General features: G+C 62.2%; 24 protein-coding genes. 13 read left to right on the forward strand and 11 right to left on the reverse strand.

All coding sequences use genetic code 11. The features are described from left to right. Nucleotides 1-72 precede the first annotated feature (72 nt). The 7 genes from C2L65_RS41070 (at nucleotide 73) to C2L65_RS41100 (ending at nucleotide 8,312) form a co-directional block, all read left to right on the forward strand. Nucleotides 73-690 carry a DJ-1/PfpI family protein gene (locus C2L65_RS41070; RefSeq protein WP_042305645.1) on the forward strand — a complete coding sequence of 206 codons (618 nt, stop codon included), beginning with the start codon at nucleotides 73-75 and terminating at the stop codon, nucleotides 688-690. A gap of 245 nt (nucleotides 691-935) precedes the next feature. Further along, on the forward strand, nucleotides 936-2,828 hold the full coding sequence (locus C2L65_RS41075; RefSeq protein ID WP_042305726.1) for a methyl-accepting chemotaxis protein: 1,893 nt from the start codon (nucleotides 936-938) through the stop codon (nucleotides 2,826-2,828). A gap of 261 nt (nucleotides 2,829-3,089) precedes the next feature. Next, a complete protein-coding gene (locus C2L65_RS41080) occupies nucleotides 3,090-3,707 on the forward strand; it encodes a glutathione S-transferase family protein (RefSeq protein ID WP_042305646.1) in 618 nt (205 codons plus the stop codon). Between the two features lie 62 nt (nucleotides 3,708-3,769). Further along, nucleotides 3,770-5,842, forward strand: coding sequence for a 2Fe-2S iron-sulfur cluster-binding protein (locus C2L65_RS41085; RefSeq protein ID WP_042305647.1), 2,073 nt, complete (start codon nucleotides 3,770-3,772; stop codon nucleotides 5,840-5,842). Nucleotides 5,843-5,949: 107 nt separating this feature from the next. Further along, nucleotides 5,950-6,855 carry a LysR family transcriptional regulator gene (locus tag C2L65_RS41090; protein ID WP_042305648.1) on the forward strand — a complete coding sequence of 302 codons (906 nt, stop codon included), beginning with the start codon at nucleotides 5,950-5,952 and terminating at the stop codon, nucleotides 6,853-6,855. Nucleotides 6,856-6,888: 33 nt separating this feature from the next. Then, nucleotides 6,889-7,746: a helix-turn-helix domain-containing protein gene (locus tag C2L65_RS41095; protein ID WP_042305649.1), complete on the forward strand. Its 858-nt coding sequence runs from the start codon at nucleotides 6,889-6,891 to the stop codon at nucleotides 7,744-7,746. Nucleotides 7,747-7,838: 92 nt separating this feature from the next. After that, entirely contained in the window at nucleotides 7,839-8,312 is a 474-nt protein-coding gene (locus C2L65_RS41100) for a GNAT family N-acetyltransferase (RefSeq protein WP_233446668.1), read from the forward strand. A 2-nt stretch (nucleotides 8,313-8,314) separates the two neighbouring features. On the opposite strand, the gene C2L65_RS41105 is transcribed toward C2L65_RS41100, so the two are convergent. The 6 genes from C2L65_RS41105 to C2L65_RS41130 all read right to left on the reverse strand — a co-directional run bounded on the left by C2L65_RS41105 (nucleotide 8,315) and on the right by C2L65_RS41130 (nucleotide 14,755). Beyond that, nucleotides 8,315-9,175 carry a MipA/OmpV family protein gene (locus C2L65_RS41105; RefSeq protein ID WP_081920796.1) on the reverse strand — a complete coding sequence of 287 codons (861 nt, stop codon included), beginning with the start codon at nucleotides 9,173-9,175 and terminating at the stop codon, nucleotides 8,315-8,317. Beyond that, nucleotides 9,175-10,065, reverse strand: a complete 891-nt coding sequence (locus C2L65_RS41110) for an alpha/beta hydrolase (protein ID WP_042305652.1) — start codon at nucleotides 10,063-10,065, stop codon at nucleotides 9,175-9,177. The genes C2L65_RS41105 and C2L65_RS41110 overlap by 1 nt, the downstream gene beginning before the upstream one ends. 5 nt (nucleotides 10,066-10,070) lie before the next feature. Next, entirely contained in the window at nucleotides 10,071-10,913 is an 843-nt protein-coding gene (locus C2L65_RS41115; RefSeq protein WP_042305653.1) for a DUF4118 domain-containing protein, read from the reverse strand. A 511-nt stretch (nucleotides 10,914-11,424) separates the two neighbouring features. Further along, nucleotides 11,425-12,591 (reverse strand): branched-chain amino acid ABC transporter substrate-binding protein, encoded by a 1,167-nt coding sequence (locus tag C2L65_RS41120; RefSeq protein ID WP_416365638.1) that lies wholly within the window; start codon nucleotides 12,589-12,591, stop codon nucleotides 11,425-11,427. A 119-nt stretch (nucleotides 12,592-12,710) separates the two neighbouring features. Next, a complete protein-coding gene (locus tag C2L65_RS41125; protein WP_042305728.1) occupies nucleotides 12,711-14,066 on the reverse strand; it encodes an amidase in 1,356 nt (451 codons plus the stop codon). Between the two features lie 5 nt (nucleotides 14,067-14,071). Further along, nucleotides 14,072-14,755: a DUF2848 domain-containing protein gene (locus C2L65_RS41130; protein WP_042305654.1), complete on the reverse strand. Its 684-nt coding sequence runs from the start codon at nucleotides 14,753-14,755 to the stop codon at nucleotides 14,072-14,074. A gap of 187 nt (nucleotides 14,756-14,942) precedes the next feature. Between C2L65_RS41130 and C2L65_RS41135 the strand changes: the two genes are divergently transcribed. From C2L65_RS41135 to C2L65_RS41145, 3 genes are all read left to right on the forward strand, one after another. After that, on the forward strand, nucleotides 14,943-15,887 hold the full coding sequence (locus C2L65_RS41135; RefSeq protein WP_042305655.1) for a LysR family transcriptional regulator: 945 nt from the start codon (nucleotides 14,943-14,945) through the stop codon (nucleotides 15,885-15,887). A gap of 31 nt (nucleotides 15,888-15,918) precedes the next feature. Beyond that, on the forward strand, nucleotides 15,919-16,461 hold the full coding sequence (locus tag C2L65_RS41140) for an ureidoglycolate lyase (protein ID WP_042305656.1): 543 nt from the start codon (nucleotides 15,919-15,921) through the stop codon (nucleotides 16,459-16,461). Between the two features lie 235 nt (nucleotides 16,462-16,696). Next, nucleotides 16,697-19,123, forward strand: coding sequence for a glucose/quinate/shikimate family membrane-bound PQQ-dependent dehydrogenase (locus C2L65_RS41145; protein ID WP_042305729.1), 2,427 nt, complete (start codon nucleotides 16,697-16,699; stop codon nucleotides 19,121-19,123). A 3-nt stretch (nucleotides 19,124-19,126) separates the two neighbouring features. Here C2L65_RS41145 and C2L65_RS41150 read toward each other — a convergent pair whose 3' ends face one another. Beyond that, entirely contained in the window at nucleotides 19,127-20,437 is a 1,311-nt protein-coding gene (locus C2L65_RS41150; protein ID WP_042305657.1) for a chloride channel protein, read from the reverse strand. Nucleotides 20,438-20,529: 92 nt separating this feature from the next. After that, nucleotides 20,530-20,949 (reverse strand): MarR family winged helix-turn-helix transcriptional regulator, encoded by a 420-nt coding sequence (locus C2L65_RS41155; protein ID WP_042305730.1) that lies wholly within the window; start codon nucleotides 20,947-20,949, stop codon nucleotides 20,530-20,532. 201 nt (nucleotides 20,950-21,150) lie between these two features. On the opposite strand from C2L65_RS41155, the gene C2L65_RS41160 reads away from it, so the two are divergent. Beyond that, the gene (locus C2L65_RS41160; RefSeq protein WP_042305658.1) at nucleotides 21,151-22,212 is read left to right on the forward strand and encodes a class I SAM-dependent methyltransferase; all 1,062 of its coding nucleotides are present in this window, start codon (nucleotides 21,151-21,153) and stop codon (nucleotides 22,210-22,212) included. 59 nt (nucleotides 22,213-22,271) lie between these two features. Here the strand turns inward: C2L65_RS41160 and C2L65_RS41165 are convergent, their stop codons facing one another. The 3 genes from C2L65_RS41165 to C2L65_RS41175 form a co-directional block, all read right to left on the reverse strand. Next, nucleotides 22,272-22,505: a pentapeptide MXKDX repeat protein gene (locus C2L65_RS41165; RefSeq protein ID WP_035992729.1), complete on the reverse strand. Its 234-nt coding sequence runs from the start codon at nucleotides 22,503-22,505 to the stop codon at nucleotides 22,272-22,274. 68 nt (nucleotides 22,506-22,573) lie between these two features. Continuing rightward, the gene (locus C2L65_RS41170) at nucleotides 22,574-23,350 is read right to left on the reverse strand and encodes a molybdopterin-dependent oxidoreductase (RefSeq protein WP_035992726.1); all 777 of its coding nucleotides are present in this window, start codon (nucleotides 23,348-23,350) and stop codon (nucleotides 22,574-22,576) included. A 20-nt stretch (nucleotides 23,351-23,370) separates the two neighbouring features. Beyond that, a complete protein-coding gene (locus C2L65_RS41175) occupies nucleotides 23,371-24,009 on the reverse strand; it encodes a cytochrome b/b6 domain-containing protein (RefSeq protein ID WP_042305731.1) in 639 nt (212 codons plus the stop codon). A gap of 315 nt (nucleotides 24,010-24,324) precedes the next feature. Between C2L65_RS41175 and C2L65_RS41180 the strand changes: the two genes are divergently transcribed. Next, complete coding sequence (locus C2L65_RS41180) at nucleotides 24,325-24,870, forward strand: sigma-70 family RNA polymerase sigma factor (protein ID WP_085954667.1); 546 nt, start codon at nucleotides 24,325-24,327, stop codon at nucleotides 24,868-24,870. Next, entirely contained in the window at nucleotides 24,867-25,508 is a 642-nt protein-coding gene (locus C2L65_RS41185) for a DUF1109 domain-containing protein (protein WP_042305659.1), read from the forward strand. The genes C2L65_RS41180 and C2L65_RS41185 overlap by 4 nt, the downstream gene beginning before the upstream one ends. Nucleotide 25,509 lies beyond the last annotated feature (1 nt).

The raw sequence follows: 25,509 nt of genomic DNA on the forward strand, positions 1-25,509 counted from the left end.
ATGACAATTATTTGATTGTAATGGTATCTGCGCATAGCATCTCCTCACCACATTCATTGGCGAGCGGACATCATGCATATCGCGATTCTCACTTTCGAAGGCTTCAACGAACTCGATTCGCTGATTGCGCTCGGCATTCTCAACCGGATCAAGAAGCCGGACTGGCGCGTGTCGCTTGCAACGCCGCATGCACGCGTGAAGTCGATGAACGGCGTGGTGATCGAAGGGCAGATCGCGCTGCACGAAGCAAATGCTGCGGATGCAGTGATTGTCGGCAGTGGCGTGATGACGCGAGACGTCGTTGCAGACCAGACGTTGATGGCGCAGATGCAGTTCGATCCGTCACGGCAACTGCTCGGCGCGCAGTGCTCCGGCACACTCGTGCTGGCGAAGCTCGGGCTGCTCAACGGCGTTCCCGCCTGCACGGACCTGACGACAAAGCCGTGGGTCGAGGAAGCCGGCGTGGACGTGCTCAATCAGCCCTTCGTCGCGCGAGGCAACGTCGCGACTGCGGGCGGATGTCTTGCTTCCCAGTATCTGGCTGCGTGGGTCATCGCGCGACTCGAAGGCGTCGATGCAGCTGCGAGCGCCATGCACTACGTTGCGCCTGTCGGCGAAAAGGATGAATACGTTGCGCGCGCGATGCGCAATATCACGCCTTTCCTGCAAGAGACGAGCGCGGCTGTGTAAGCGCCGCACTTTTAAACCGTTTGCCGCTTCTCCGTCATCGAAATCGCGACACGATTCCCACGCGATGCGACATGGAAAAGGGTACAAAAAAGGCACTGAAAAAATAAATCGAATCCAGCGCCTGATCCGCTCAAGCCGCCCCGATATCGGCCGACAACCAACGTAATCAACGATGCGCATCGCTTCGTCTTTCGCGCACCGCAAGTCGATATCGGATGGTATTTCGTCATTGGGCAGAGGTCATTTTGAAGCTTACGGATTCGATCGCGTTCAAATTCAGCGCGGCATCGGGCGCCGCGCTCGCAGTCACGGTTTTACTTCTCACGACGGTCGGCGCGTTGAACGTGCGTCATCAGGCAGTCAACGAGTTCGAGCAGTCCAGTCACGCCAGAATCGTCCAGGCCGACGAATCGCTCGATGTGAGCTTCAAGGAGGTCGAACAGAACCTCACATATCTGACGCAAACGGCGCAACTGAAAGCCGCCGACCAGAGCATCACCGATTATCTGAACCACGGCGGCCAGATGACGCCGGACAAGAACGGCGAAGTCGAGAAGTCGATCTTCGCGTTGCTCAAGCAGTTCGGCGATACGCATCCCAACATGCGCTATCTCGACATCGGCACGCATTGGGGCGGCTACGTGCAGTGGCCGATCGAAAGCCTGAACGGCGAGCACTACGATCCGCGCGTCAGGCCGTGGTATCAACTGGCGATGACGGCGCCCGATCGTGTCGTGCGGCCCGCGCCTTATCTGAGCGCGGCCGGTTCCGGCGGCGCGATCATTCCGTTCGCGCGCGTCGTGAAGGACAGCAAGGACGAGATTCTCGGCGTGCTCGAAGGCGACATCTCGCTCGACGACTTCGCGCGGCTCACCAGCGGCATCCAGTTCGGCAAGACCGGCTATCTGCTCGTCACGGACAGCAGCGGAAAAATTCTGATCGATCCGCGTGAGAAGAAACACGAGTTCAAGGAACTCAAGGGTCTCGGCGGCGGATACGAACAACTGTCCAATGGCAGCGACGGACTCGTTCGCATCCAGATGGACGGTGTCGATTATCAGTCGTTTATCTACACGTCGCCGAAGAACGGCTGGAAGTACTACGCGCTCGTGCCCGAATCGGAAATGATGGCGGCCGCCAACCGGCTCACGTGGACGCTGATCGGAGTGGGGCTGCTGGTGCTCGTGGTTGCTGTGCTCATCATGATTGCATTGGGTCGCCGGATAACTGATCCCATTCGCAATCTTGCCAACTCGATGCACGAAATCGCATCCGGCGACGGCGACATGACGCGGCGTCTTCCGCAGCTCAGCAACGACGAAGTCGGCCATCTCGCGAAGCAGTTCAACGCATTCGTCGAAAAGCTGCATGGTGTGCTGCTGAAGGTGAGGACGAACAGCCGTCACCTCGAACTCGCTGCCGGTGAGGTGTCGGCGGGCAATCTCGATCTGTCGTCGAGAACCGAACAACAGGCCGCGTCGATCCAGCAAACGGCGGCCAGCATGGAAGAACTGGCTGGCACGGTGCGCGGCACGGCCGATCAGGCGACGACGGCCAACGCCGTCGCTGCGGGCGCCGTGGATGTGGCGCGGCGCGGCAACGAGGCCGTTGCGGGCGCGGCAAAGACGATGAACGCTGCCGTCGAACAATCGGGGCGCATCGTCGGGATTGTCGGGATGATCGAGGGCATCGCGTTCCAGACCAACATCCTGGCGTTGAATGCCGCTGTCGAATCGGCGCGCGCGGGCGAGAGCGGCCGTGGGTTTGCCGTCGTCGCCGCCGAAGTGCGCAACCTGGCCCAGCGTTCGACCAGCGCGGCAAAGGAGATCAAGGGACTGCTGGAGGCGTCCGTCGGCAACGTGGAGGCGGGTGCCGAACAGGTCAACCTCGCAGGCAAGACGATCGCCGAACTGACGGATGCCGTTTCCAACCTCGCGACGATTACCAGCGAAATCGCGGATTCCGCACGCGAGCAAAGCCGCGCGATTGGCGAAGTGAATCAGGCCGTGTCGCTGATGGATCAGTCGACGCAGCAGAACGCAGCGCTGGTGGAGGAGATTGCCGCCACGTCCGAATCGCTCAGCACGCAAGGCAAGGATCTGAACGCGACGGTTGGGTTCTTCAAGCTCGGTGCGTGAGGCGCGCAACAGTTTGCAGCAAAGCGGTATGAGTCTAACCGCCGCTTTGCTACGAAGCCGAGACGAGATACATGCGCAAGAATTGACGCATTAGTGCGGCCTGAACCGCCGAACGCCACTATTCTCGGGCGCACAACCACCGTTCTCGTTTCGAGAAGTATCAATTGACCTGGCGAGGGATTCTGCTGCAAAGGCAGCATCCCTAGACTTTGCATCAAGTGATCGGGATGTCCCAGTCACCTCTGACCAAAGGAAACCGCCATGAAGCTCTACTACCACCCGTTGTCCGGCCACTCGCACCGCGCCCGCCTGTTCCTGTCGCTGCTCGGCATCGAGCATCAATCGATTCAGGTCGATCTCGCCGCCGCCGAGCACAAATCCGCCGAATTCCTGAAGCTGAACCGCTTCGGCCAGGTCCCGGTTCTCGTCGACGGCGACACCACGATCGCCGACTCCAACGCGATTCTGGTGTACGTCGCCCGCAAGTTCGGCAAGACCGACTGGCTGCCGCAAACGCCCGCGCTGGAAGCCGCCGTGCAGCGCTGGCTGTCCGTGGCCGCTGGTGAGATCGCGTTCGGGCCGGCCGCCGCGCGACTCATCACCGTGTTCGGCGCAAAATACAACGCCGAAGAGCTGATTGCCCGCGCGCATCGCATCCTCAAGCTGATCGACGAAGAGCTGGCCGGGCGCGAGTTCATCGCGCAACCGCATCCGACGGTCGCCGATGTCGCGCTATACAGCTACATCGCGCGTGCGCCGGAAGGCAACGTCGACCTGTCGTTCTACCCGAACGTCAACGCGTGGTTGCGCCGCATCGAGGCGCTGCCTGGCTTCGTCGAGTTTCAGAAAACGCCTGTCGGCCTCACCGCCAACAGCTGAGCGCGTCAGTGAGCGGGAAGCCCAACGCGTGGCTTTCCCGGCTTTACGACCGGAGGCAAATCATGAGCACGGTATCGACGGATAAAGGGTCGCCCTGGCATGCAGGCGAAGTGGCGCTGCAAGAGAAAGTCGGCGTGGCGCCGAAGATGCAGGAACTCGGCCGCCGGGTAATCCGCGACTACATGCCCGATCAGCACCGCACTTTCTACAGACAATTGCCGTTCATCGTGGCCGGTGCAGTGGCCGACGACGGCGACGTATGGGCGACACTCGTGGCGGGTCAACCGGGCTTCATGCAGTCGCCGACCGAGAAGATTCTGCACATGCACGTTGCCGCCGATCCGCAAGATCCTGCGTCTGCGGGATTTCATGACGGTGCGGCGATCGGCCTGCTCGGGATCGAGTTGCACACGCGCCGCCGCAATCGCATGAATGGTCTGTTGCGTGGCGCGACGTCGCAAGGTTTCGACGTCGAGGTCATACAGAGCTTCGGCAATTGCCCGCAATATATCCAGGCGCGCGATTTCGAATTCATCCGCGATCCCGGTATGTTTTCCGATATCGCGCCCACGGAGTTCGACGGCCTGACCGGTCACGCCCGCGCGATGATCGAAGCCGCGGACACGCTGTTTGTCGCGTCCTATGTAGGCGAAGGCGAGCAACGCCAGGTCGACGTGTCGCATCGCGGCGGCAAGGCGGGCTTCGTGCGTATCGGCGACGACGGCCGCCTGACCATTCCCGATTTCGCGGGTAACCTCTTCTTCGCGACGCTCGGCAACTTCCTTATCAACCCGCGCGCGGGTCTGATCTTCGCCGACTTCGAAACGGGCGACGTCCTGCAACTGACGGGCGACGCGACCGTCGATCTCGACTCGCCGGAAATTGCCGCGTTTCAGGGCGCGGAGCGGCTGTGGCATTTCACGCCGCGACGCATCGTCTATCGCAAGGGCGCGCTGCCGCTGCGGTGGAAGTTTCAGGCCAACGGCTGGTCGCCGAACTCGCTGATGACAGGCAGCTGGGACGAAGTAACAAGCCGCCTGAAGGCCGCCGAACTGGCGAACGCATGGCGGCCGTTCAAGGTGACGAATGTCGTCGATGAAAGCTCGGTGATCCGTTCGTTTCATCTCGAACCTGTGGATGGCGCGGGGCTCATTCCACATATCGCGGGTCAGCATCTGCCTGTCCGCGTCATGCTGCCCGGTCACGACAAGCCTGTGATCCGAACCTATACGCTGTCGACGGCACCCGCCGATGGTCTCTATCGGATCAGCGTGAAGCGCGATGGACTCGTGTCGTCGCATCTGCACGATACGCTGCACATCGGCGGCATCATCGAAGCGCGTGCGCCCGCCGGCCAGTTCACGATCGATGCCGCCGAGCGCCGTCCCGCCGTGCTGCTCGCCGCCGGCGTCGGCATCACGCCGATGCTCGCGATGCTCAGGCATGTCGTCTACGAAGGGCTGCGCACGCGGCGCGTACGCCCGACATGGTTCTTCCATTCGGCGCGATCGCTGAAAGAGCGCGCGTTCAGCCGTGAGATCGAACGTCTCGCGGTATCCGCGAAAGGCGCAGTGAACGTGGTGCGCGCATTGAGTCACACCGACGGCGCGCGCGAAGGCAAAGACTTCGACGTGGAAGGCCGGATCGATGTCGCGCTGCTGTGCGACACGCTGCCCTTCAATGACTATGACTTCTATCTTTGCGGACCGTCGGCGTTCATGCAGTCCATGTACGACGGCTTGCGCAATCTCAACGTCGCTGACAACCGCATTCACGCCGAGGCATTCGGGCCGTCCGGGCTGCAACGCAGGAAGGATGCTGCAGTCGTCACAGGTCCCGCTCGCGTCGCAGCGGAGCAACCGGTTCCCATCGCGTTCGTCAAGTCGGGCAAAGAAGCGCGCTGGAATCCAGACAGCGGTACGTTGCTCGAGCTTGCGGAAGCACGCGGCCTGAATCCTGAATTCGGTTGCCGTGGCGGCAGTTGCGGCACATGCCGCACACGCATCGTGGAGGGCGCGGTGGCCTACACGATCACGCCGGAATTCACGGTGCCGGACAACGAAGCGTTGATCTGTTGCGCCGTGCCGGCCAACGCGGAGACGGGCGGCGGCGACCGTCTGCTGCTCGATCTGTGAGGCAGGCCGCGCGCGGAGGGCTGTGAAACGCTGTTATGCTTGACGCTCGCTTGCCTGTCGACGCCCGGCAGGCGTCCTCTATCCCCTTCCCGTTCATCTCCTCAGACATGGACAGGCTCCAGGCAATGAACACCTTCGTGACCGTGGTCGAGACGGAAGGCTTCGCGTCCGCGGCGCGCAAGCTCAACGTGTCGCCGTCGGTCATCAGCCGGGTGATGAACGAGCTCGAAGAACACCTCGGCGTGCGGCTGTTGACCCGCACGACGCGTGTCGTGCGAATGACGGATGCAGGCGCCACGTTCTTCGAGGATTGTCGCCGCATCCTCGCGGAAGTCGAGGTGGCCGAGCTGTCCGCTGCCGGTGCGAACACCACGCCGCGCGGCCAGTTGACCGTGACGGCACCTGTCCTGTTCGGAAAGATGTATGTGACGCCCATCGCTCACGACTATCTGACGCGCTATCCGGCCGTCAATCTGAATTGCTGGTTTCTGGACCGAATCGTGAATCTCGTCGACGAAGGGGCGGATGTCGCGATCCGCATCGGCGAGTTGCCGAGTTCATCGTTGCAGGCGATCGCTGTCGGAAAGGTGCGTCGCGTTCTCTGCGCTTCGCCCGCTTATCTGGACGCGCACGGCGTGCCGCAGCATCCTGACGATCTCGCGTCTCACGTGACCATCCAGGCGACAGGCCTCACGTCCGCGCCCGAATGGCGCTTCCGCGTGGACGACAAGCCGCTGACGGTGCCCATCCAGCCGCGTCTCGTGACCACCACCAATGATTCCGCGATCTCGGCAGCCTTGGCGGGGTTAGGCATCGTGCGTCTGTTGTCGTATCAGATCGCGCAGGAACTGGCGGACGGTACGTTGCGCGCCGTGCTGGCCGAGTACGAACTGGCTACATTGCCCGTTCATGTCGTCCATCGCGAAGGCAAGCATGCGAATCAGAAAGTGCGCGCATTTCTCGACCTCGCAATCGAGACGCTCAGGGCGAAGGCTTCGCTCTGGCATGCGTAGCGTGCGCCGCCCGGCTGATTCATGACACGCAAGATGCCCCATTCCGCACACAGCGCGCAGCCCGCAACGAGAGAGCATACGCAGTATGGCTATGTCGACGGTGCGGGTATCGAGGTGCTTCATGCACGCTTCGAGCACCATCGGTTCACGACGCATACGCACGACACGTGGGCGATCGGCGCGGTGCTACGCGGCGCAAAGGACTCGATGACCAACTCGCGTCAACCGTCGATCGTCAACGCCGGCGAGGTGTACGCGATCCCACCGCACGTCGCGCATGCGGGAATGTCCATCGGCGATCACGGATGCGAGTACGTGATGCTCTATGTGCCCGATGCCGAATGGCAATTGCAGTGCGAGATTCACGGTGTTTCGCCGCACGCGTTTTCGCACCCTGTGAAGATGCGCCGCGCGATGGCGCCGTTCGTGCAGTTCGCTGCGCTGTCGATGCAAACCTTGCACATGTCATCGGCATGGCCCGATGAATGGGCGCTGTTGTGTGAGGCCGTGCTCGGCTCGATGAACGATCGCGATGCGTCCGCACAGTCTTCGTCGATAGTCGCCGACAAGCGTCTGCGCGACGCGCGGGCCTATTTGCAGGCGTTTTCCAGCCGTAACGTGTCGCTCGACGAACTGGCGCGCGAGGCGTCGCTATCGGCATCCGAGTTGTGCCGTCGCTTTACTGCTGCGTTTGGACTGAGTCCACATCGTTACCAGCTCGTGCTGCGCCTGAAGACGGCAAAGCACTTGTTGCTGGATGGCGTGACGCCTTCCGCCGCAGCCGCCGCAACCGGCTTCGCGGATCAAAGCCACCTCGGACGCCACTTCAAGTCCGTATTCGGCGTGACGCCTGGCGCCGTCGCGCGGCGAAACAGCGCAAGAACGTTCTAGATCGCATCCTGCGCGACGCATAAGGTAGTGCCTAGCACATTGCCCGAGAGCACTTTTCCATGCACGCCGCGACCACACCGCCTCGCATCGCCATGTTTCAGGATTCGTTCACCGACGAGGTGGTCGGCTTGATCCTGCATATCCAGAATGACGAGAGCAAGGTCGGCATATCGATCGAGGATCAGCCCGAGCTTCTCGACATCAATCGATACTTCATCGCGAATGGCGGCGGCTTCTGGATTGCACTCGACCCGCAAGGACACGTGGTTGGCACGATCGCTCTGCAGATCGAGACGGCAACGGTTGCCGTGCTGAAGAAGTTCTTTGTGTCGGCAGCGTGGAGAGGCGCGGGGATGGGATGCGCGTCGCGTCTATACGAAACGCTGTTGGCGCATGCAAGGCTCAAGGGCATCGAAACGATCCTGCTCGATACCCCTTCCGTTTCGACGCGCTCACATGCGTTTTATCGACGTCAGGGGTTTCAGCAGATCGCAGCTGATGAGTTGCCCGTCAAGTACGCTTATCCGGATCGGGATTCGCTGCTGTTCAAGTTGAATCTCGCCTGAGATCAGAAACGATAATTCACCGATGCAAGCGTATTGAGTTCACTTCGACGCTCGGTGATCGGACTCGCGGCAGCATAGTGCTGCAAACGGCCAAGCGTCACCGCGACTGAGGCGGCCCAGTGCTTCGAAATGTCGTAGCTGACGTAGCCGTTCAGATGCACGTCACGAATGCCTGCACCCGTGTTGTACGCAGGCAATCCCGACGCTGCGCTCTGCTGGCTCGACACGCCAAAGAACGTTCGCGTGTACTCGGCATCCGCCCAGGTAAAGCCGGGACCCATCGAAAACAACCAGCCTCCAACAGGCAGCGAAGCATAAAGGTCGGTGACAACGGTCTTGCCCTGACCATGTCCGGCGATGTCCTGATACAGCGCCACGGACCCGGTGAACATCCACACGGTGTAGTCAGCGAAGAGCTTGAGTTTCGGACCGCCGTCGACGTTACCCAGCCCGTGCAGATGCGGATCGTCCTTTTCTTGGCGCGACTGGAAATCGAAGCTCAGCGCTGCACCGACGTGATAGTCCTCGCTGCGCAACACGTTCAGCCCCAGCACGTCGGGACCTTGCGAAAACACGCGATCGTCATAAGAGATGTCGAGCGCGGGATAGGGAAACACACGCAGTTCACGCGAGCCGGGATACAGCGGCGTGATGACGACGCCCGGCCCGACGCCGATCTTCCATTTGCTGGCGGGCTTTGCTGTCGCGTCGCTTTGCTGCGAAGTTGACGAATTCGACGAAGAGGACGGAGAGGAAAGCGGCGCGTCGTCGGCCCATGCTCCCGCTGTGTGGAACGTCAGCGTCATTGCCACCGCCAACGTAGTGGCGCGTCGCACCGCGTTGAAGCAACTCGACTTCGTCATCACGCGCGACCTTTACCCATCGCCGCAAGTTGCCGCAACCGGCGGGCAAGCGCCTTCGACACCACGGGCTTTCCGCCCGCATCGCCCGTACGGCTCGTGATTTCGCTTTCGCGCAGGAACAGCGCGGTCTCCCGCGCGACGATTTCGCGCTCGTTGTCGGATGTAATCATGTGATACGAATCGTCGAGCCAGATGGTGCGCAAGAACGTCGATCCAATCGACGAAGCCACGAAGCGCGGATTGCGAGGACTCGATGTTTCATCGTCGATGGCGTGGATGATCAGGCAGTCGTTGCGGATCGCGCGCACTTGCGAGCGCACGCTCGCCGCGAGCCGGCTGGCTTCGTGCAGCGCGGGCAGCGAGATCGTCGATGGGCCGACTTCGCTGAAGTCGTCGCGTTCCATAGCGCGCGCGATCTTGGCGCGCAGCGCGTCGTTGCGCAGCCCGTACGGCGCCGATTCGCGATAGCGATAGCGCGAACGCAACGGCGAGTAGTACGCCCAGTTCAGCAAGAAGCGATACCACGGAATCGCCCAGCCGTCGTACGCGAGCGTAAGCGACAGCAGCGCGACGGCCTGTGCCTGCGGGCGACGATGCACGAGCGAGAGCGAGAGCGCCGCGCCGATCGAAAGCCCGCAGATCGACACCCGCTCGTAGCGCGCGGCAAGCGCATCGTATTCGCGTGTCGCCGCGTCGAGCCAGTGCTCCATCGCCTGCTCTTTCGAACCCGCCGTATAGCCGTTCAGCACGGGCACGCAGGTCGTGAAGCCTTCGTCGTTCAGAAAGCGCGCGAGGTAGCGCAATTCAAGTGGCGAGCTGGACAGACCATGCAACATCAGCACGGCGTGGCCGTCGCCTTCGTTGAAGATCGTTCGGACAGAGGTTTTCATGTGTGTTACTCGCCGACGCGCAGCACGAGGAAATCGCCCGCGTGCGTCGTGAAGCGCTCGCAGATGCAATCGACAAGTTGCGCAGCGCTATCGCCCATCTCGCCTTGAACACCTGCCGATGCATGCATCGCGGTGGCGTCGCCCGCGCGCAGCCGCACACGATGCGAGCCCGGCCACAGTGCGTTCGACAAGCGGCGAATATCCTCGGGTTCGACATCGTCGAAGCGAGGGCCCGGTGCGATCTCCGCCGGTGGCGGCGCAACGGCAAGAACACTTGCCCCGGCCTCACGCGTGCTGCCAGCGTCAGTACCGTGGGTCCACGCAGGCATGCGCTCGAGTGCCTGAATCAGCACAAACGACTTTCTGTGTTGCGACAGATGACGCAGCAGCCGGTGCGTTTCATCGACGGCGCGGCGCGCGAGCATGCGATCGTTGTCGTGACGCAGCAGCATCTCGTAGCGCGACTGCGCGACCGACGTGATCAGTTCCGCGCGAAATTGCGCGCGCCTCAACCTTTCAACCAGCGTAATGAAGACGAGCGCAACCATCGGGTACGACACGACGAACAGCACATCGGAGCGGTCGATGAAACCAAACATCGCGTAAGGCGGGACGAACAGATAGTCACCGATGCATACGCCGGCCAGCATCATGGTCAGCGCGGGCGCAAGGCCGAAGTAGTACTCGATCAGGACGGCCGCAACGCAGAACGCAGCGCCCGGCATCGCTGGACCGAGCAGCGGATGCAGGAGAAGGCGCACGCCACTCGCAATACAGAGCGCGGCAATCGCGGCAAGCCATCGCCGCGCCCCCCGAGGCGCCCAGCGACGGGCGTTTTGAACTTGCATGAATTGTTGTTTGCCGGACTACCGGACACTCTTCGACGTGCGGCCGTCATGGCCAAGATGGGTAGACAAGCTAGAAATGCCTTGAACGGTCCGAAAGATATCACATGTAATTCGCCGTAATACTTGAACTTTTCCGATTTCAGCATTTATGCGACGGTAGTATTTCCCTTATATGCGCGCTAACGTTTGCGGGCTTTAGGGGAGCAAGCGAAAGCAAAGTGACAGGAAGTCAGAGTACTTATTTCTATTCGCGCCGTGGTACCACTTCGCATTGAGTATTGACTGGAGATCTTCCGCGAATAAATGAAAGGAACTCGTCAGGAAAGCGGTCAATGTCGGCGCTTTTTGTCGTACTTCAATATTCGATCCGGTCACGCCTTGGGTACTAACGAGCACGGCAGCGCGAGTAATAGAGCAGATTCACATCGCGCCGCTACTGTCTTTTCTTATCAACCATCAACCAGTGCAATTCAAACGGTAATTCGTATCCGCGCAATGCGCGGATACGACCTCACATTCGAATCACATCCATTACCGTTTTCTTCTTGTCCTTGAATTGATAAATCGTAATGGCCGCGTCCTTCAGATCGCCGTGCATATCGAATGCGATTTTGCCGATCACGCCGTCATACTGAGTGACGGGCATCGCAGCCAGAACTTTGGCCCGCTCCGTCGAATTGGCGCGCTTCATGGCGTCGTAAATAACGTAGACGGCATCGTACGCAAACGGCGCGTACGCATCGATGGGCACCTTGTAGCGCGCGGTGTAGCGACGATCGAACTCCTGCCCCTTGGGCATCTTCGAGAGCGCGAGTCCCGCTTCGGAGCACACCAGGTTGCCGATCGCGTCGCCCGCAAGGCTCACCATCTTGTCCGTGCATGCACCGTCGCCGCCGAGCACGCTCGCCGTCATGCCAAGATTCGCCGCCTGCTTCACCAGCGGTCCCGCCGTCGCATCGGAACCGCCATACATGATGACGTCGGGCCGCATCCCCTTGATCTTCGTCAGGATCGCGCGGAAGTCAGTGGCCTTGTCGTTGGTCGCTTCGCGCGTGACGATCGTACCGCCGTTCGCCTTCGCCGCTTTCACGAACTCGTCGGCAAGCCCCTGTCCATACGCCGTCGAATCGTCGATCACGGCAATCCGTTTTGCGTGCAGCGAATTGAGCGCGTAACGCGCGAGTGCCGGTCCCTGCAATGCATCCGTCGCCACGACGCGAAACGTCGTCTTGTAGCCCTGTTGCGTGTAAGCAGGATTCGTCGAACCTTGTGAAATCTGCACGACTTGCGCTTCGCTATAGATACGCGACGCGGGAATCGACACGCCTGAGTTGATGTCGCCGACCACGGCCACCACGCCTTCGTCGACCAGTTTCTGCGCGACCTGGGTTCCCGTGCGCGGGTCGGCGGCATCGTCCTGCGAGTCCAGTTGCAGACGTACCGGCTTGCCGCCGATCACAGGGTGCTGACTGTTGATTTCATCGACTGCGAGGCGCGCAGCGTTCTCGCTGTCCTTGCCCATGTTCGCGAGTTGCCCGGTGAGCGGCGCTGCGTGGCCGATCAGCACGACAGCGGGAGTGGCATCGGCGGCATGCGCGGATGTCTGAATGGCGGCCAGCGCAACGACACCAGCTAATGAGCGAAAAGTTTGATTCACGGACTGCCTCACTTTGGTCATGAATGCGGTAAAGGTTCTGAATAAGCGCGCAGACGTTTTCATCGCGCCTGAAATCCAGTATTCGTTCGCCGTAATTGCGCGTCCAACGAGAAATTCTTTTTGCTGCCGATAAACAAACGTTATGCGGTCACGACTGCCTGACCATGCGTGAGTAACGCTTCAATGCTGCGCGCTATCGCGAGAATCAATGCATCGGCGAGCGCAGGCCCGCAGATCGACAGGCCGACAGGCAGTTCGCCGTCCCGATGGCAAGGCAGCGTCAGCGCGCAGCCGTCCATGAAGTTCACGACAGCGGGATTGCGCAGCACCTTCGCATTCGTCGACGAGAAGTCATCGTCGTCGCTTTCGACGCTCGCAATAGCAGGCGGAACGATGGCGACAGTCGGCATCAGCCACGCATCGAATCGCGCAAGACGCGTCCGCGTGTCGCGCACGAAGCGCTCGCGCGCGGCGAGCAGGTCGATATAGTCGGCAGCGCTGCGCCCTTCTCCTGCGCGCAGGCGCTTGAGCACGCGCGGGTCGTACCCATCGGCATCGCGGGCGACGTGCTCGCGATGCCACGCCCACGCCTGCGCGGCCGTGATGCCCGCAAGCGGATAGCGGCCCGCGACCTCATGCAACTCGGGAAACGCAAAGCGCTCCACGGACGCCCCCGCGCGCCGCAACATGCCGATCGCGCGATTGAACGCGGTGCTGACGGTCTCATCGAGATCGTCAGCCACGTAGTCTGACGTGACGCCCAGCCGAAGTCCTGCGAGCGGGCGCGGCGCCGTGTCGAGCGCTTGTCCGGAGACAATGCCGTCGATCAGCGCGCAACAGTCGACGCTGCGCGCAATCGGCCCGATCGAATCGAACGACGTCGACAGCGGCACGATGCCGTCAAGCGGCACGCGGCGAGCGGTCGGCTTGAAGCCGACCAGTCCGCAGAACGCGGCGGGAATGCGGACCGAGCCACCCGTGTCGGTGCCGAGCGCGGCGGCCACATGGCCGAGCGCGACGGACACCGCCGCGCCTGAACTGGAGCCGCCCGCAAGACGCGTTGCATGAGCAGGATTCAGCGGCGTGCCATAGTGCGGATTCAGCCCGAGCCCTGAGAACGCAAACTCGCTCATGTTGGTGCGGCCCACAAACACCGCGCCCGCCTCGCGCAAACGCGCAACGGCGGCGGCGTCGCGCACGGCAGGCGTCGCGTCGCGCAGTATCCGCGAGCCCGCTGTCGTCACCTGTCCTTTGATGTCGAACAGGTCCTTCACGGAAACCGGCACGCCCGCCAATGCGGAAGGCACGTAGCCTCGCTCGCGAAACGCGTCGCTGCTGGCGGCCGCTTCGCGTGCCGCCACCCGGTCGATATGCGTGTAGGTCGATCCGCCTCGTGCGAGGTCGGCGTCGATAGCTGCGAGGCTCGCGTCGAGCAATTCGCCTGCAGAGAGCTTTTTGGCCGCGAGCGCCTTGCCGGATTCACGAATGGTGCGCATCGCGATCACTCCGTATGCGCAAGCGCATTGACGCTATAGCGATGTCGCAAGCTACGGCCAAGCACAGGATCGTGCAGTTCCAGTTCGTACGCACCCGCGGGCGTCAGCGCGCCGAGCACGGGCTGCGTGCCGCAGAACAGCACGGTCTCGGGAATCATCGACGTCGAACCGAACGCGCGCCAGATCAGCGGCTCGGGATGCATCAGCCGCGCAAGCGTGCCTTCCTGATAACGGATGCGCTCGCCGCTCGCATCGATACGCCAGCTGCGCGCGATCAGCGCGTCCCAATGCGCGGCCACATCCGCATAGCGCCACAGCGTTTTGCCGAGCGGCTTCGCGCACATCTGCTTCGACACGGCAACGTCATAGCCTTCGACCTTGCGGTCTGTATGATCCGAACCGATGCCGACCAGCAAGCCATCCTCTTGCGTCTGGATCAGCACGACTTCCACTTCGCCCGACGAATGCTCGCCGATCACTTCGATGCCGTCCGCCGTCGTCAGCAAGGCGGGCGCCACTTCGTAGAAGCATGGCACGCTCGACGGCCGGCGCACGCCAATCGCTTCCAGCTCACGAATATGATGCTCGACCTCGGCATCGTCGCGTCCCGCCCAGCCCGCAATCACGAGACGGCTCGCGCTCACTTCGACGTGCAGCCCGCCTTCGATTTCGCATGATACTTTCTTCATCGCAACGTCCTCTGGTTTGACAGTGTGTTTGCCCTTCCATCAACGGGCATCTGTTGCAAAGTTTTGGCGCGCGGTGCGTGCGTGTCCAACAAATTAAAGTTGTCGCGCGGTTGAAATTTTTCTTGTCACCCAAGGCGGGACGCGGCGCTACACTGAGCCATTCGTGCTTGCCTCGTCAGGGCTGTGAATGAATCTGCGATTTCTGGAAACCTTCGTCTGGCTGGCGCGGCTGCGCAGCTTCCGGCTGACGGCCGAGCGGCTGCACGCAACCCAGGCGGCCATTTCGAGCCGCATCTCTGCGCTTGAACAGGAACTTGGCGTGCGGCTATTCGAGCGCGGCTCGAAGGAAGCGACGCTCACGCAGGACGGCAGCAAAGCGCTGCCGTTCGCCGAACAGATGCTGAAGCTGAATCAGGCGATGCTCGCGAGCGTTGGCGATCGCTCGAAGGTGTCGGGTCTGCTGCGGCTCGGCGCGATCGAATCGATCGTGCATACGTGGCTGCCCGATCTGCTCAAGCGCATCCGTGACGAGTATCCGAACCTAGTGATCGAGCTAACCAGCGACACGTCCGCGAACCTCTCCGCGCAACTGGCGAACGGCCATATCGATGTGTCGTTTCAGACGACGAGCGTCGCCGGCGCGGACATGACGAATGTCCCGCTCGGCAGTCTTCCGATGCGCTGGATGGCGAGCCCTGCGCTCAATCTGTCCGCGCAGGCGCTCACCGAAACTGAACTGGCCGCGTATCCCGTGATCAGTTTTGCGCGCCATTCGCCGCCGCATGAGTTTCTGACGGGCCTGTTCGCGGCGAGCGGGGACGTGCAGGTGCAGATCAATTGTCTTTCATCGGTGGCGGCGATCATCCGGCTCGTGGTCGACGGATTCGGCATTGCCGTGCTGCCGCCCGCGTTCGTGATGCGCGAACTCGAAGCGGGCCAGTTGCAACTGCTGCAAGTCACGCATCGCGTGCCCGCGTTGCCGCTGGTCGCCGCATACCGGCGCACGCCCGACAGCCTGCTTGCCGAGTCGATCACTCGGCTCGCGCTGAACGTCGTGCTCGATTTCAGCCTGAAGCATGGGCCGGAGTTCGCGATGTTCCCGCCATCGGACGACGCCATCTCGCATGCATGACCGATCCATTCATCAACACGAGTACGCCGACATGCTGACCGCTCTTTCCATTCCGATCGAACCGCTCGAAGCGAATCGCTGTGAACCGTATGGCTGGATGCTCGGCAAGCCCGTACGCACGGACGGCGACGCGCCCGCGTTCGTCAGCCCCACGTCGGACTTCTGGCGCGAGCATCTGTTCGATACGGGCACGCCGGGCGAAACCGAAATACTCTGGGTCGTGTACCGCAATCGTGGCGCAGAGATCTCCGCGCTCGAACTGCATCGTTTGACGCAGCAGGCCATTGTGCCGTTGACGGCGCCCGTCGTGCATATCGTCGCGACGTCGCTTGAAGACGGCGAGCCGGACCTCAACTCGCTGCGCGCATTCGAGATTCCCGTCGGCAAGGGTCTTTGCATGCGGCCTAATGTCTGGCATGCAACGCGTGTCGCGAACACAGAGTCCACCTGTTTGATGCTCACTCGTCCTTCGACAACCTACGATCTCGTCGTTCATCTGAAGACGGGCGCACCTGCTTGTGAAAGCGTCATCAGGACGATCGACACACGCACGCTCGAATTCAGCACTGCCTGAATGTGTTCGCGTGCAATCGCACGCGTCACGCCTCCAGAAAGTTTTGTGTAATCACAGCCTGCTTGCGATGCGTCCCGACACGGTGCAGGATAAGTCGAGTCAACAGGGCGCATGCGACGCATCGCCTTGCGCACTGATTCACTTCGCATACGTTCAGGTCCGCATGTTGCTAAGCGATACAGGTTGAGCATCGCACGCGCAACGCGCCGTGAAGCACGAACAGGAGGCTGACAGCATGAACAACGAGAGCAAAGCGAACACCTCTGAAGGCCCGTCGAGGCACACGTCGTCGCCCGTCATCGCATGGCTGACTGTTCTCTTCGCCGTGCTGTCCGGTCTGTATCTGCTGATAGGCGGCATCTGGCTCGTCACGATAGGCGGCTCACCTTACTACATCGTGGCCGGCGTCGTTCTGCTCGCCGTCGCGTGGATGATCTATCGCGGCAACGGGCTCGCGTTGTCGCTCTATGCGCTCTTGCTGATCGGCACGCTGATATGGGCCGTCTTCGAAGCGGGTTTCGATTTCTGGGCGCTCGCGCCGCGCACCGATGTCCTCGTTCTGTTCGGCATCTGGCTGCTGTTGCCGTTCGTCTTCCGTCTGTTCGATGTGTCCGCGCGGCGCGGCGGCGCCGTTGCGCTCGTGGTGTGCCTCGTTCTCACGGGCGTCGCGCTCGCGTATGCGGCATTCAACGACCCGCAGGAGATCAATGGCAAGGTCGCGGAAAACGCCGCCGTGGCGCCGACGCAATCCGACTCGAACCCCGGCGACTGGACGGCATACGGCCGCACGCAAGCGGGCACCCGCTATTCGCCGCTCACGCAGATCAACCAGGATAACGCGAAGGACCTGCAAGTCGCGTGGACGTTCCAGACGGGCGACAAGAAAGGCCCCAACGATCCCGGTGAGATCACCGACGAAGTGACACCGCTCAAGGTCGGCGACATGCTTTATCTGTGCTCGCCGCATCAGATCCTGTTCGCACTGGACGCCGCGACGGGCAAAGAAAAATGGCGCTTCGATCCGGGCCTGAAAACCGACCCGAGCTTCCAGCACGTGACCTGCCGCGGCGTGTCGTATCACGAGACGGCTGCGGCCGCTGCCGCGAAGGACGAGGCCGCGCGAAGCGCATTACCCGCGTGCGCGCGCCGCGTGATCCTGCCCGTCAACAACGGCCATCTGTTCGAAGTCGATGCCGCAACGGGACAGCGTTGCGCCGGCTTCGGCAACAACGGCGACCTCGACTTGCAGCATCTGCAACCGGTGACGACGGTGGGGCAGTACGAGCCGACCTCGCCGCCTATCGTCACCGACAAGATCATCGTCATGGCGGGAGCGGTGACGGACAACTATTCGACCCGCGAGCCGTCCGGCGTGATACGCGGCTTCGACGTCGAAACGGGCAAGCTCGTGTGGGCGTTCGATCCAGGCTCGGCCACACCGAACGTCATTCCCGACGACCAGCACACGTTCACGTTCAATTCTCCCAACTCGTGGGCGCCCGCCGCCTACGACGCGAAACTCGACCTCGTCTATCTGCCGATGGGCGTGAAGACGCCCGACATCTGGGGCGGCGATCGCACGCCGCTGTACGAGCGCTACGCGAGCGGCTTGCTGGCGCTGAATGCATCGACGGGCAAGCTCGCGTGGTTCTATCAGACGGTGCATCACGATCTGTGGGACATGGACCTGCCCGCGCAGCCAACCATCGCCGACATCACCGACCGCAACGGCAATGTCGTGCCCGCGATCTACGCGCCGGCGAAGACGGGCAACATCTTCGTGCTGGATCGCCGCACGGGCACGCCGATCGTGCCCGCGCCCGAGCAGCCCGTGCCGCAAGGCGCGGCAGAAGGCGATCATGTGTCGCCGACGCAGCCGTACTCGCAACTGACCTTCCGGCCCGCGAAGAACCTGTCGGGCGCCGACATGTGGGGCGCAACGATGTTCGACCAGCTCGCTTGCCGCGTGCTCTTTCATCGGCTGCGCTACGAAGGACCGTTTACGCCGCCGTCCGAAAACGGCACGCTGGTTTTTCCGGGCAATCTTGGCATGTTCGAATGGGGCGGCCTCGCCGTCGATACCGACCGGCAACTCGCCATCGCGAACCCGATCGCGCTGCCGTTCGTGTCGAAGCTCGTCGCGCGCGGGCCGCACAACCCGATTCAGCCGCCCGAGAACGGCCAGGGCGGCACGGGGACGGAAGCGGGCATCCAGCCGCAATATGGCGTGCCGTTTGGCGTGGAGTTGAACCCGTTCCTGTCGCCGATCGGCTTGCCTTGCAAGCAGCCCGCATGGGGCTACGTTGCCGCGCTCGATCTCAAGACGAACCAGGTGGTGTGGAAGAAGCGCATCGGCACGGTTCGCGATAGCGCGCCCGTTCCGCTGCCGTTCAAGATGGGCATGCCGATGCTAGGCGGCCCGATGACGACGGCAGGCCACGTGTTCTTCATCGGCGCGACGGCCGACAACTATCTGCGCGCCTACAGCACCGACACCGGCGAGGAGCTATGGCGCGCGCGGCTACCCGCTGGCGGCCAGGCCACGCCGATGACCTATGAGGCGAACGGCAAGCAGTACGTGGTGATCGCTGCGGGTGGACACGGGTCGTTCGGCACGAAGCTCGGCGACTATGTGATCGCGTATGCACTGCCGGACAAGTGACGCTCACTGCTTCGTGAGATACCGCTGCGCCAGCGCTTCATAAAGCGGTGGCGCAAACAGCTTCGACACCTGGCTGGAAATGAGCGCGGTCGCCATCAGCGAGAGCACCAGCGCGTGTCCATTGATCATCTCGATCACGATCACGAACGCGGTGATCGGGCTTTGCGTGACTGCGGCAAGATAGCCGACCATGCCGAGCGCGATCAGCATCGGCAGCTGCATTTGCCCGAACACGAGATGCAGCGCGTTGCCGATGCCCGCGCCGATCGCGAGCGATGGTGCAAACAACCCGCCCGGCGCGCCAGGCAGATAAGACCCGACCATCGACGCCATCTTCAGCAACGGATAACTCGCGCCAAGCTGCGAATTGCCTTCGAGCATGCCGCGCGCTTCGGCGTAGCCGCTGCCGAACGTGTGACCGCCCGCAGCCACACCGATCACCGCAATGAAGAGGCCGCACGCCGCGCCGAATGCAACCGGATGTTCCTTTCTCCATGCCACGAGCCGCGCCGGCATCCAGCGGTCGGTGTTCAGCAGCAGCCAGCAGAACGCGCCGCCCGCCACGCCCGTCACGACGCCCAGCATCACGACGGCAACCACGAGCAGATCCGGAAAATGCCCGTCGGTGTCGATCGTGCCGAAGTACGTGTAGTTGCCCTGCAAGCCTAGCGAGACGATGCCCGCGAAGATGATCGCCGTAATCAGGACGCCGCTGGTTCGCGTTTCGAAGCTGCGTGTCAGTTCTTCGATGGCGAAGACGACGCCCGCGAGCGGCGCATTGAATGCCGCAGACAGCCCTGCAGCCGCGCCCGCCAGCGCGAGTTTTCGCTCCAGACCCACGCCGCGCAAATTGCGCAAGCGGGCCGGATAGAAGCGCCGCAGGCTGAACATCAGCGCGGCGCCGACGTGGATGGTCGGCCCCTCACGTCCAATGGTGAATCCGCCGAGAATCGACAGAAACGACACGGCAATCTTGCCGACCAGAATGCGCATATTCAGCAGACGCGGGCCGAGGTCGCGCCCTTCGTGCAGCGTCGCGATGACCTGCGGAATGCCGCTGCCTTCAGCGCCCGCGAAGCAGCGTCGCGTAATCCAGACACCGAGCGCCGCGACTGCGGGTGTCAGCACGAGCGGCAGCCACCAGAACTTCGTCGTATAGCGCAGAAACGCGTCGTAGCCGAAATCGATCAGCCGCGCATACATGACGGCGACAAGGCCTGTCGCGACCGCGCCGAGCCAGAACACGCCGTAATGCAGCCAAAGCCGCCTGCCGCGCAGCAACGCGCGTCGGTCGAGAAGTACGGGAATGCGCATCGGGGCGTCAGTGTGATCAAATCAAAGTAAGGCACATTGTGACATAAATGCGCGATCCTCCGTTTCGACACGTACAACCCGTGCGCAAAGGGTTACTCGCCCGTGTCGCCGAATACCCAGCCAAACGAGCCGTAATGCGCCTTGTGCTCCGCTGCGAGCTTGAGCAGGCAGCGCTCGCCCTTCGGCGTCAGATGCACCTGCACCTGGCGGCGATCTTCGGCGTCGGGCTTGCGCGTCACGAGACCGGCCGATTCGCAGCGCGACACGAGCGCCGCCGTGCCGTTCGGCGCGGCCTGCAGACGCTCCGCCAGTTCGCCGACAGTGGCCCACTGCCGCCCCTCGAAACCGCGCACGTGCAACAGCAGTTGATATTGCAGCGTCGTGATGCCCGCCGCGTTGGCGATCTCCTCGGACGCGCGCAAGAACTTGCGCAGCTCGTAACGGAATACCGACATCGCTTCCAGATCCTGTTTGCCCGGAAGGTTGCGTTTGGGCTGCCTGCTTGAACTCATCTGAAGTCCTGGTGAATGGGTAAAGACACGGTGATGTTCGCGGATCATACACACGATCGAATCGCCCGCCGTCACATGTACTTTGCCTTTCATCTGTCTTTTCAGTATCTATACTTGGCATGGGCGAAGTCGGCGAAACGCAAGCATCGACGGGACGCTCTTTTCGTCATATCAATTCTGCCTTCTTCACGGAGGTGGCACGTGCAATACGACGAACAGAAAGTGCAGGACTTCATGGAGCGCATGGTTGGAGAGTTCGGCGCGGTTGCGTCGGCGCCGCTGATCGCGCTGGGCGACCGGCTCGGCCTGTACAAGGCGATGGCCGAACAGGGCTGGATGACCTCGGAACAGGTCGCCGACCGCGCCGGCCTCGCTGAGCGATACGTGCGCGAATGGCTTGCGGCGCAGGCCGCATCGGGCTTCATCCGCTACGATGCCGAAACCGCCCGCTACCGGCTCGAAAACGAAATGGCGATGTGCTTTGCCGAAGAGGGCAGCCCGACGTTCATTCCGGGTTTCGTCGACTGCGCCGAAGCGATGTTCCGCAGTCTGCCGAAGCTCGAAGGCGCATTTCGCACGGGGCTAGGCGTCGGATGGCATCAGCATCATCCATCGCTGTTCAAGGGCACCGAGCGGTTCTTTCGTCCGGGCTATGCGGCGCATCTGGTCGACGAGTGGATTCCGGCTTTGAACGGTGTCGAAGCCGTGCTCAAGGGACGCGGCGCGAAAGTCGCGGATGTCGGCTGCGGCCACGGCATATCGACGATGCTGATGGCACAGGCCTATCCCGACGCGACCTTCGTCGGCTTCGACTATCACGAACCGTCCGTGCAGCGAGCACGAGAACTCGCGGATGAATCGGGTCTCGGCGAGCGCGTCACGTTCGAAATCGCGAGCGCGCAGCAGTACCCGGGAAGCGACTACGACCTCGTCGCATTCTTCGATTGCCTGCACGACATGGGCGACCCGACGGGCGCGGCGGCCCACGTGTTGCAATCGCTGAAGCCCGAGGGCACGTGGATGATCGTCGAGCCCTTTGCGAATGACCGGCTCGAAGACAATCTCAACCCTATCGGGCGCGTGTTTTATTCGGCATCGACGATGATCTGCACGGGCGCGTCGTTGTCGCAGGAAGGCAGAAAAGCGCTCGGCGCGCAGGCGGGCGAAGCGCGGCTCAGGGAAGTCGTGACTGCGGGCGGCTTCACGCGTTTCAGGCGCGCGACGCAAACGCCGTTCAATCTGGTCTTTCAGGCGCAGGCCTGAACGGCCCATAGAAATCGGCCGGGCGCGCATGCACGCCCGGCTTGTCTGGGTGCGTCAGCTTACTGCGACATCGCGCCCGATGCGGGATGATCCATTCCCATCGCGTCGTGCTTCTTCATCTTGTTGCTCTTCTTCATCGAATCGTGCGACATGTTGTCCTTTTTCATCGCGTCGTGCGACATGCTGTCTTTGCTCATCGCATCGTTTGCCATCGCGCCGCTTGCCTGCGCGAATGCAGCCGTCGTGCCCAACGCCATCGCTGCTGCGAATACTGCCGTCATCAGTCGTTTCATTGCTCATCTCCTTGCTGGGTTGAAATTGGTATCCGGCATGACCGGAACCGGAAAAAGAAGAACTGCACTCAGGAACCGCCGAACCAGTTGTAGCCCTGATCGACCCAATAGCCGCCAGGATAGGTGTTGGTAACGAAGATCTCGACGATATGCTTCGGGTTCTTGTAGCCGAGCTTGGTCGGCATCCGCAGCTTCATCGGATAGCCGTATTTCGCGGGCAAACGCTGGCCGTCGTACTCGAACGTGAGCAAGGTCTGCGGATGCAGGGCCGTCGGCATGTCGATGCTCTCGTAGTAGTCGTCCGCGCAGCGAAAGCCGACGTACTTCGCGCTCGTATCCGCGCCGATGCGGCGCAAAAACTCCGCGAATGGCGTGCCGCCCCAGCGTCCAATTGCGCTCCACCCTTCCACGCAGATATGCCGCGTGATCTGCTCCGCGTGCGGCAGCGCGTACAACTCGGGCAGCGTCCACACGCGTTGCCCTGTCACGAGACCGCTTACCTTCAGCCGATAGTCGCTGCCGTTCACCTCGGGCACGTCGTCGATGCCATAGAACGCGTTGAACGGAAACGGCCGCGTGAGTTGCGCTTCGGTGTAGGTCGGCGCGAGCTGATTCGGATCGAACAGGAACGCCTGCGCGCGATCGTTCAGCCGTGAGACCGCAGTCAGAAATGCGTTGACCGATTTGTCGTCGGTGATCGAGCAGCCTGTGAGCAGCGACAGGCCGCCCAAGGTCAACAGGCGCTTGCCGAACAGACGGCGTGAGGGCATGTCCAGTTCGCGGCGCGCATCCGCGAGAATCGCTGCTCGGTCGAGCTTGATGATGGGTTTGTCGTCGGTCTTCATGTCGTGTCCTCGGGCGGAAATCAGCGGCCGCGCAGCATGGTCAGGAGCGAGCGCGGCACGAGCGCGACCATCGCGACATGCACGACGACGAACGCCGCCATTACGGCCATCGCGCAGAAGTGAACGATGCGCGCGTTGTCATAGCCGCCCATCAGCTCGCGCAACAGCGGAAACTGGACCGACTTCCAGATCGCAAGCCCCGACAGCACGAGCACCACGAGATCGACGATCACGACGAGATACGCGAGCTTCTGCACCGCGTTGTACTGGCGCAAATCCGTGTGAGAGAGCTTGCCGCTCAATGCGGCGATGAAGTCGCGCAGCACGGCGCGCGGTGAGATCGGGAAGAACTTCGCGACGAGGCGCCCGCTCGCGATGTTGAGCGCGAGATACACGATGCCGTTGAACACCAGCAGCCACATCGCCGCGAAGTGCCATTGCAGCGCGCCGCCGAGCCAGCCGCCGAGGGTAATCGACGGTGGAATGACGATTTGAGGAAAGACCGGCGACGCGTCATAGATGCGCCAGCCCGAGAACATCATCACGAGTGCAGCGACCGCATTCAGCCAATGCGTGATGCGCAGCCAGATCGGATGAATCGGCGCGTTGCGCGGTGCGGCTTCGGGCGCCGGAGTGAGAGTCGCTTTCATCGTGTCCATGTCGATCACCATGACGGTCTGATACACGTCAATTCGTCAGGGACACGGGATTGGTTACAGCCTCGCGTGCTTTTTCGATCAATTCACTCCGCGCGCAAAAAATTTTGCGCACGGTGTAACCGGAAACGGCGAAAGGACGAATTAACCCGGTAAAGGAGGCGGGTGACGACGATGGACGACGACCGCGCTATAGTGGCGCATCACAGTTTCGGCTATGCCGAAACGCTCGATCTGAAGCTCAGCGCCCCGCTCGCCGCGGCAGCGAGCCACGTGCATGTCTCGTCGTCTCGCCGTCCTGCCAATAAGGGAGTCATGTTGCAAGAAGCGGAAAGCCGCCTGAAAGCGTTGTTCGTTCGCGGTCTCGACGGCGATGCCGACGCTTATCGTAGCTTTCTGCAGGCGCTCACGCGGCACCTGCGCGGCTTTCTGCGCAGACGCATTCCGAACTATCGCGACGACGTCGAAGACCTCGTCCAGGAGATTCTGCTCGCGGTGCATAACGCGCGTCACACCTATCGTCCGGACGAACCGCTGACTGCGTGGCTGCACGCGATCGCCCGCTACAAGCTGATGGATTTCTTCCGCTCGCGCGCGCGCCGCGAATCCCTCAACGATCCGCTCGACGACTACGCCGAGCTGCTCGCCGACACCGACGACGAACCCGCGCAGGCGCGCCACGACATCGGCAAGCTGCTCGAACATCTACCCGACAAGCAGCGGTTGCCCATCGTTCACATGAAGCTCGAAGGCCTGTCGGTGACGGAGACGGCGCGCATCACGGGTCTGTCCGAATCGGCCGTGAAGGTCGGCGTACACAGGGGTCTCAAGGCGTTGTCCGCGCTCATTCGGGGGCTGCGATGAAGACCGACGACCTCATTGGCCTGCTGTCGAACCAGGTGACGCGTATCGAGCGCGGCGCCGTGGCGCGCCGCTTCACCAAGGCGCTGCTGCTCGGCGCGTTGGGCTCGCTGATCCTGATGAGCGTGGTGTTCGGCGTGCGGCACGATCTGGGCAGCGTCGCGCGCACCACGATCTTCTGGGCGAAGATGGCGTATCCGCTTGCGATCGCGGTGGGCGCGATGCTCGCCGTGATGCGGCTCGGCCGACCGGGCGCGCGCGCCGGCTATTCGTGGGCGATCATCGCGTTGCCGTTTGTCGCGGTGTGGATCGCGAGCATGATGGTGCTCGACAGTGCGGCGCCCGGCACGCGCTTGCCGATCGTGCTCGGTCATACGTGGCGCACGTGCCCGTTCAACATCGTGTTGCTTTCGGTGCCGACGTTTCCTGCCGTGTTCTGGGCCGTCAAATCGCTTGCGCCGACGCAGTTGCGGCTCGCGGGCGCCGTCGCCGGGCTGCTTGCGAGTTCCACTGCGACGATCGTGTATTGCCTGCATTGCCCGGAAATGAGTCCGGCGTTCTGGAGCGTGTGGTACGCGATCGGGATGTTGCTACCCGCGTGCATCGGCGCGTGGCTGGGGCCGAAGCTGCTGCGCTGGTAGG

Origin of the sequence: Paraburkholderia terrae (genome assembly GCF_002902925.1) — a bacterium.
GTDB classification, from domain to species: Bacteria; Pseudomonadota; Gammaproteobacteria; order Burkholderiales; family Burkholderiaceae; genus Paraburkholderia; species Paraburkholderia terrae.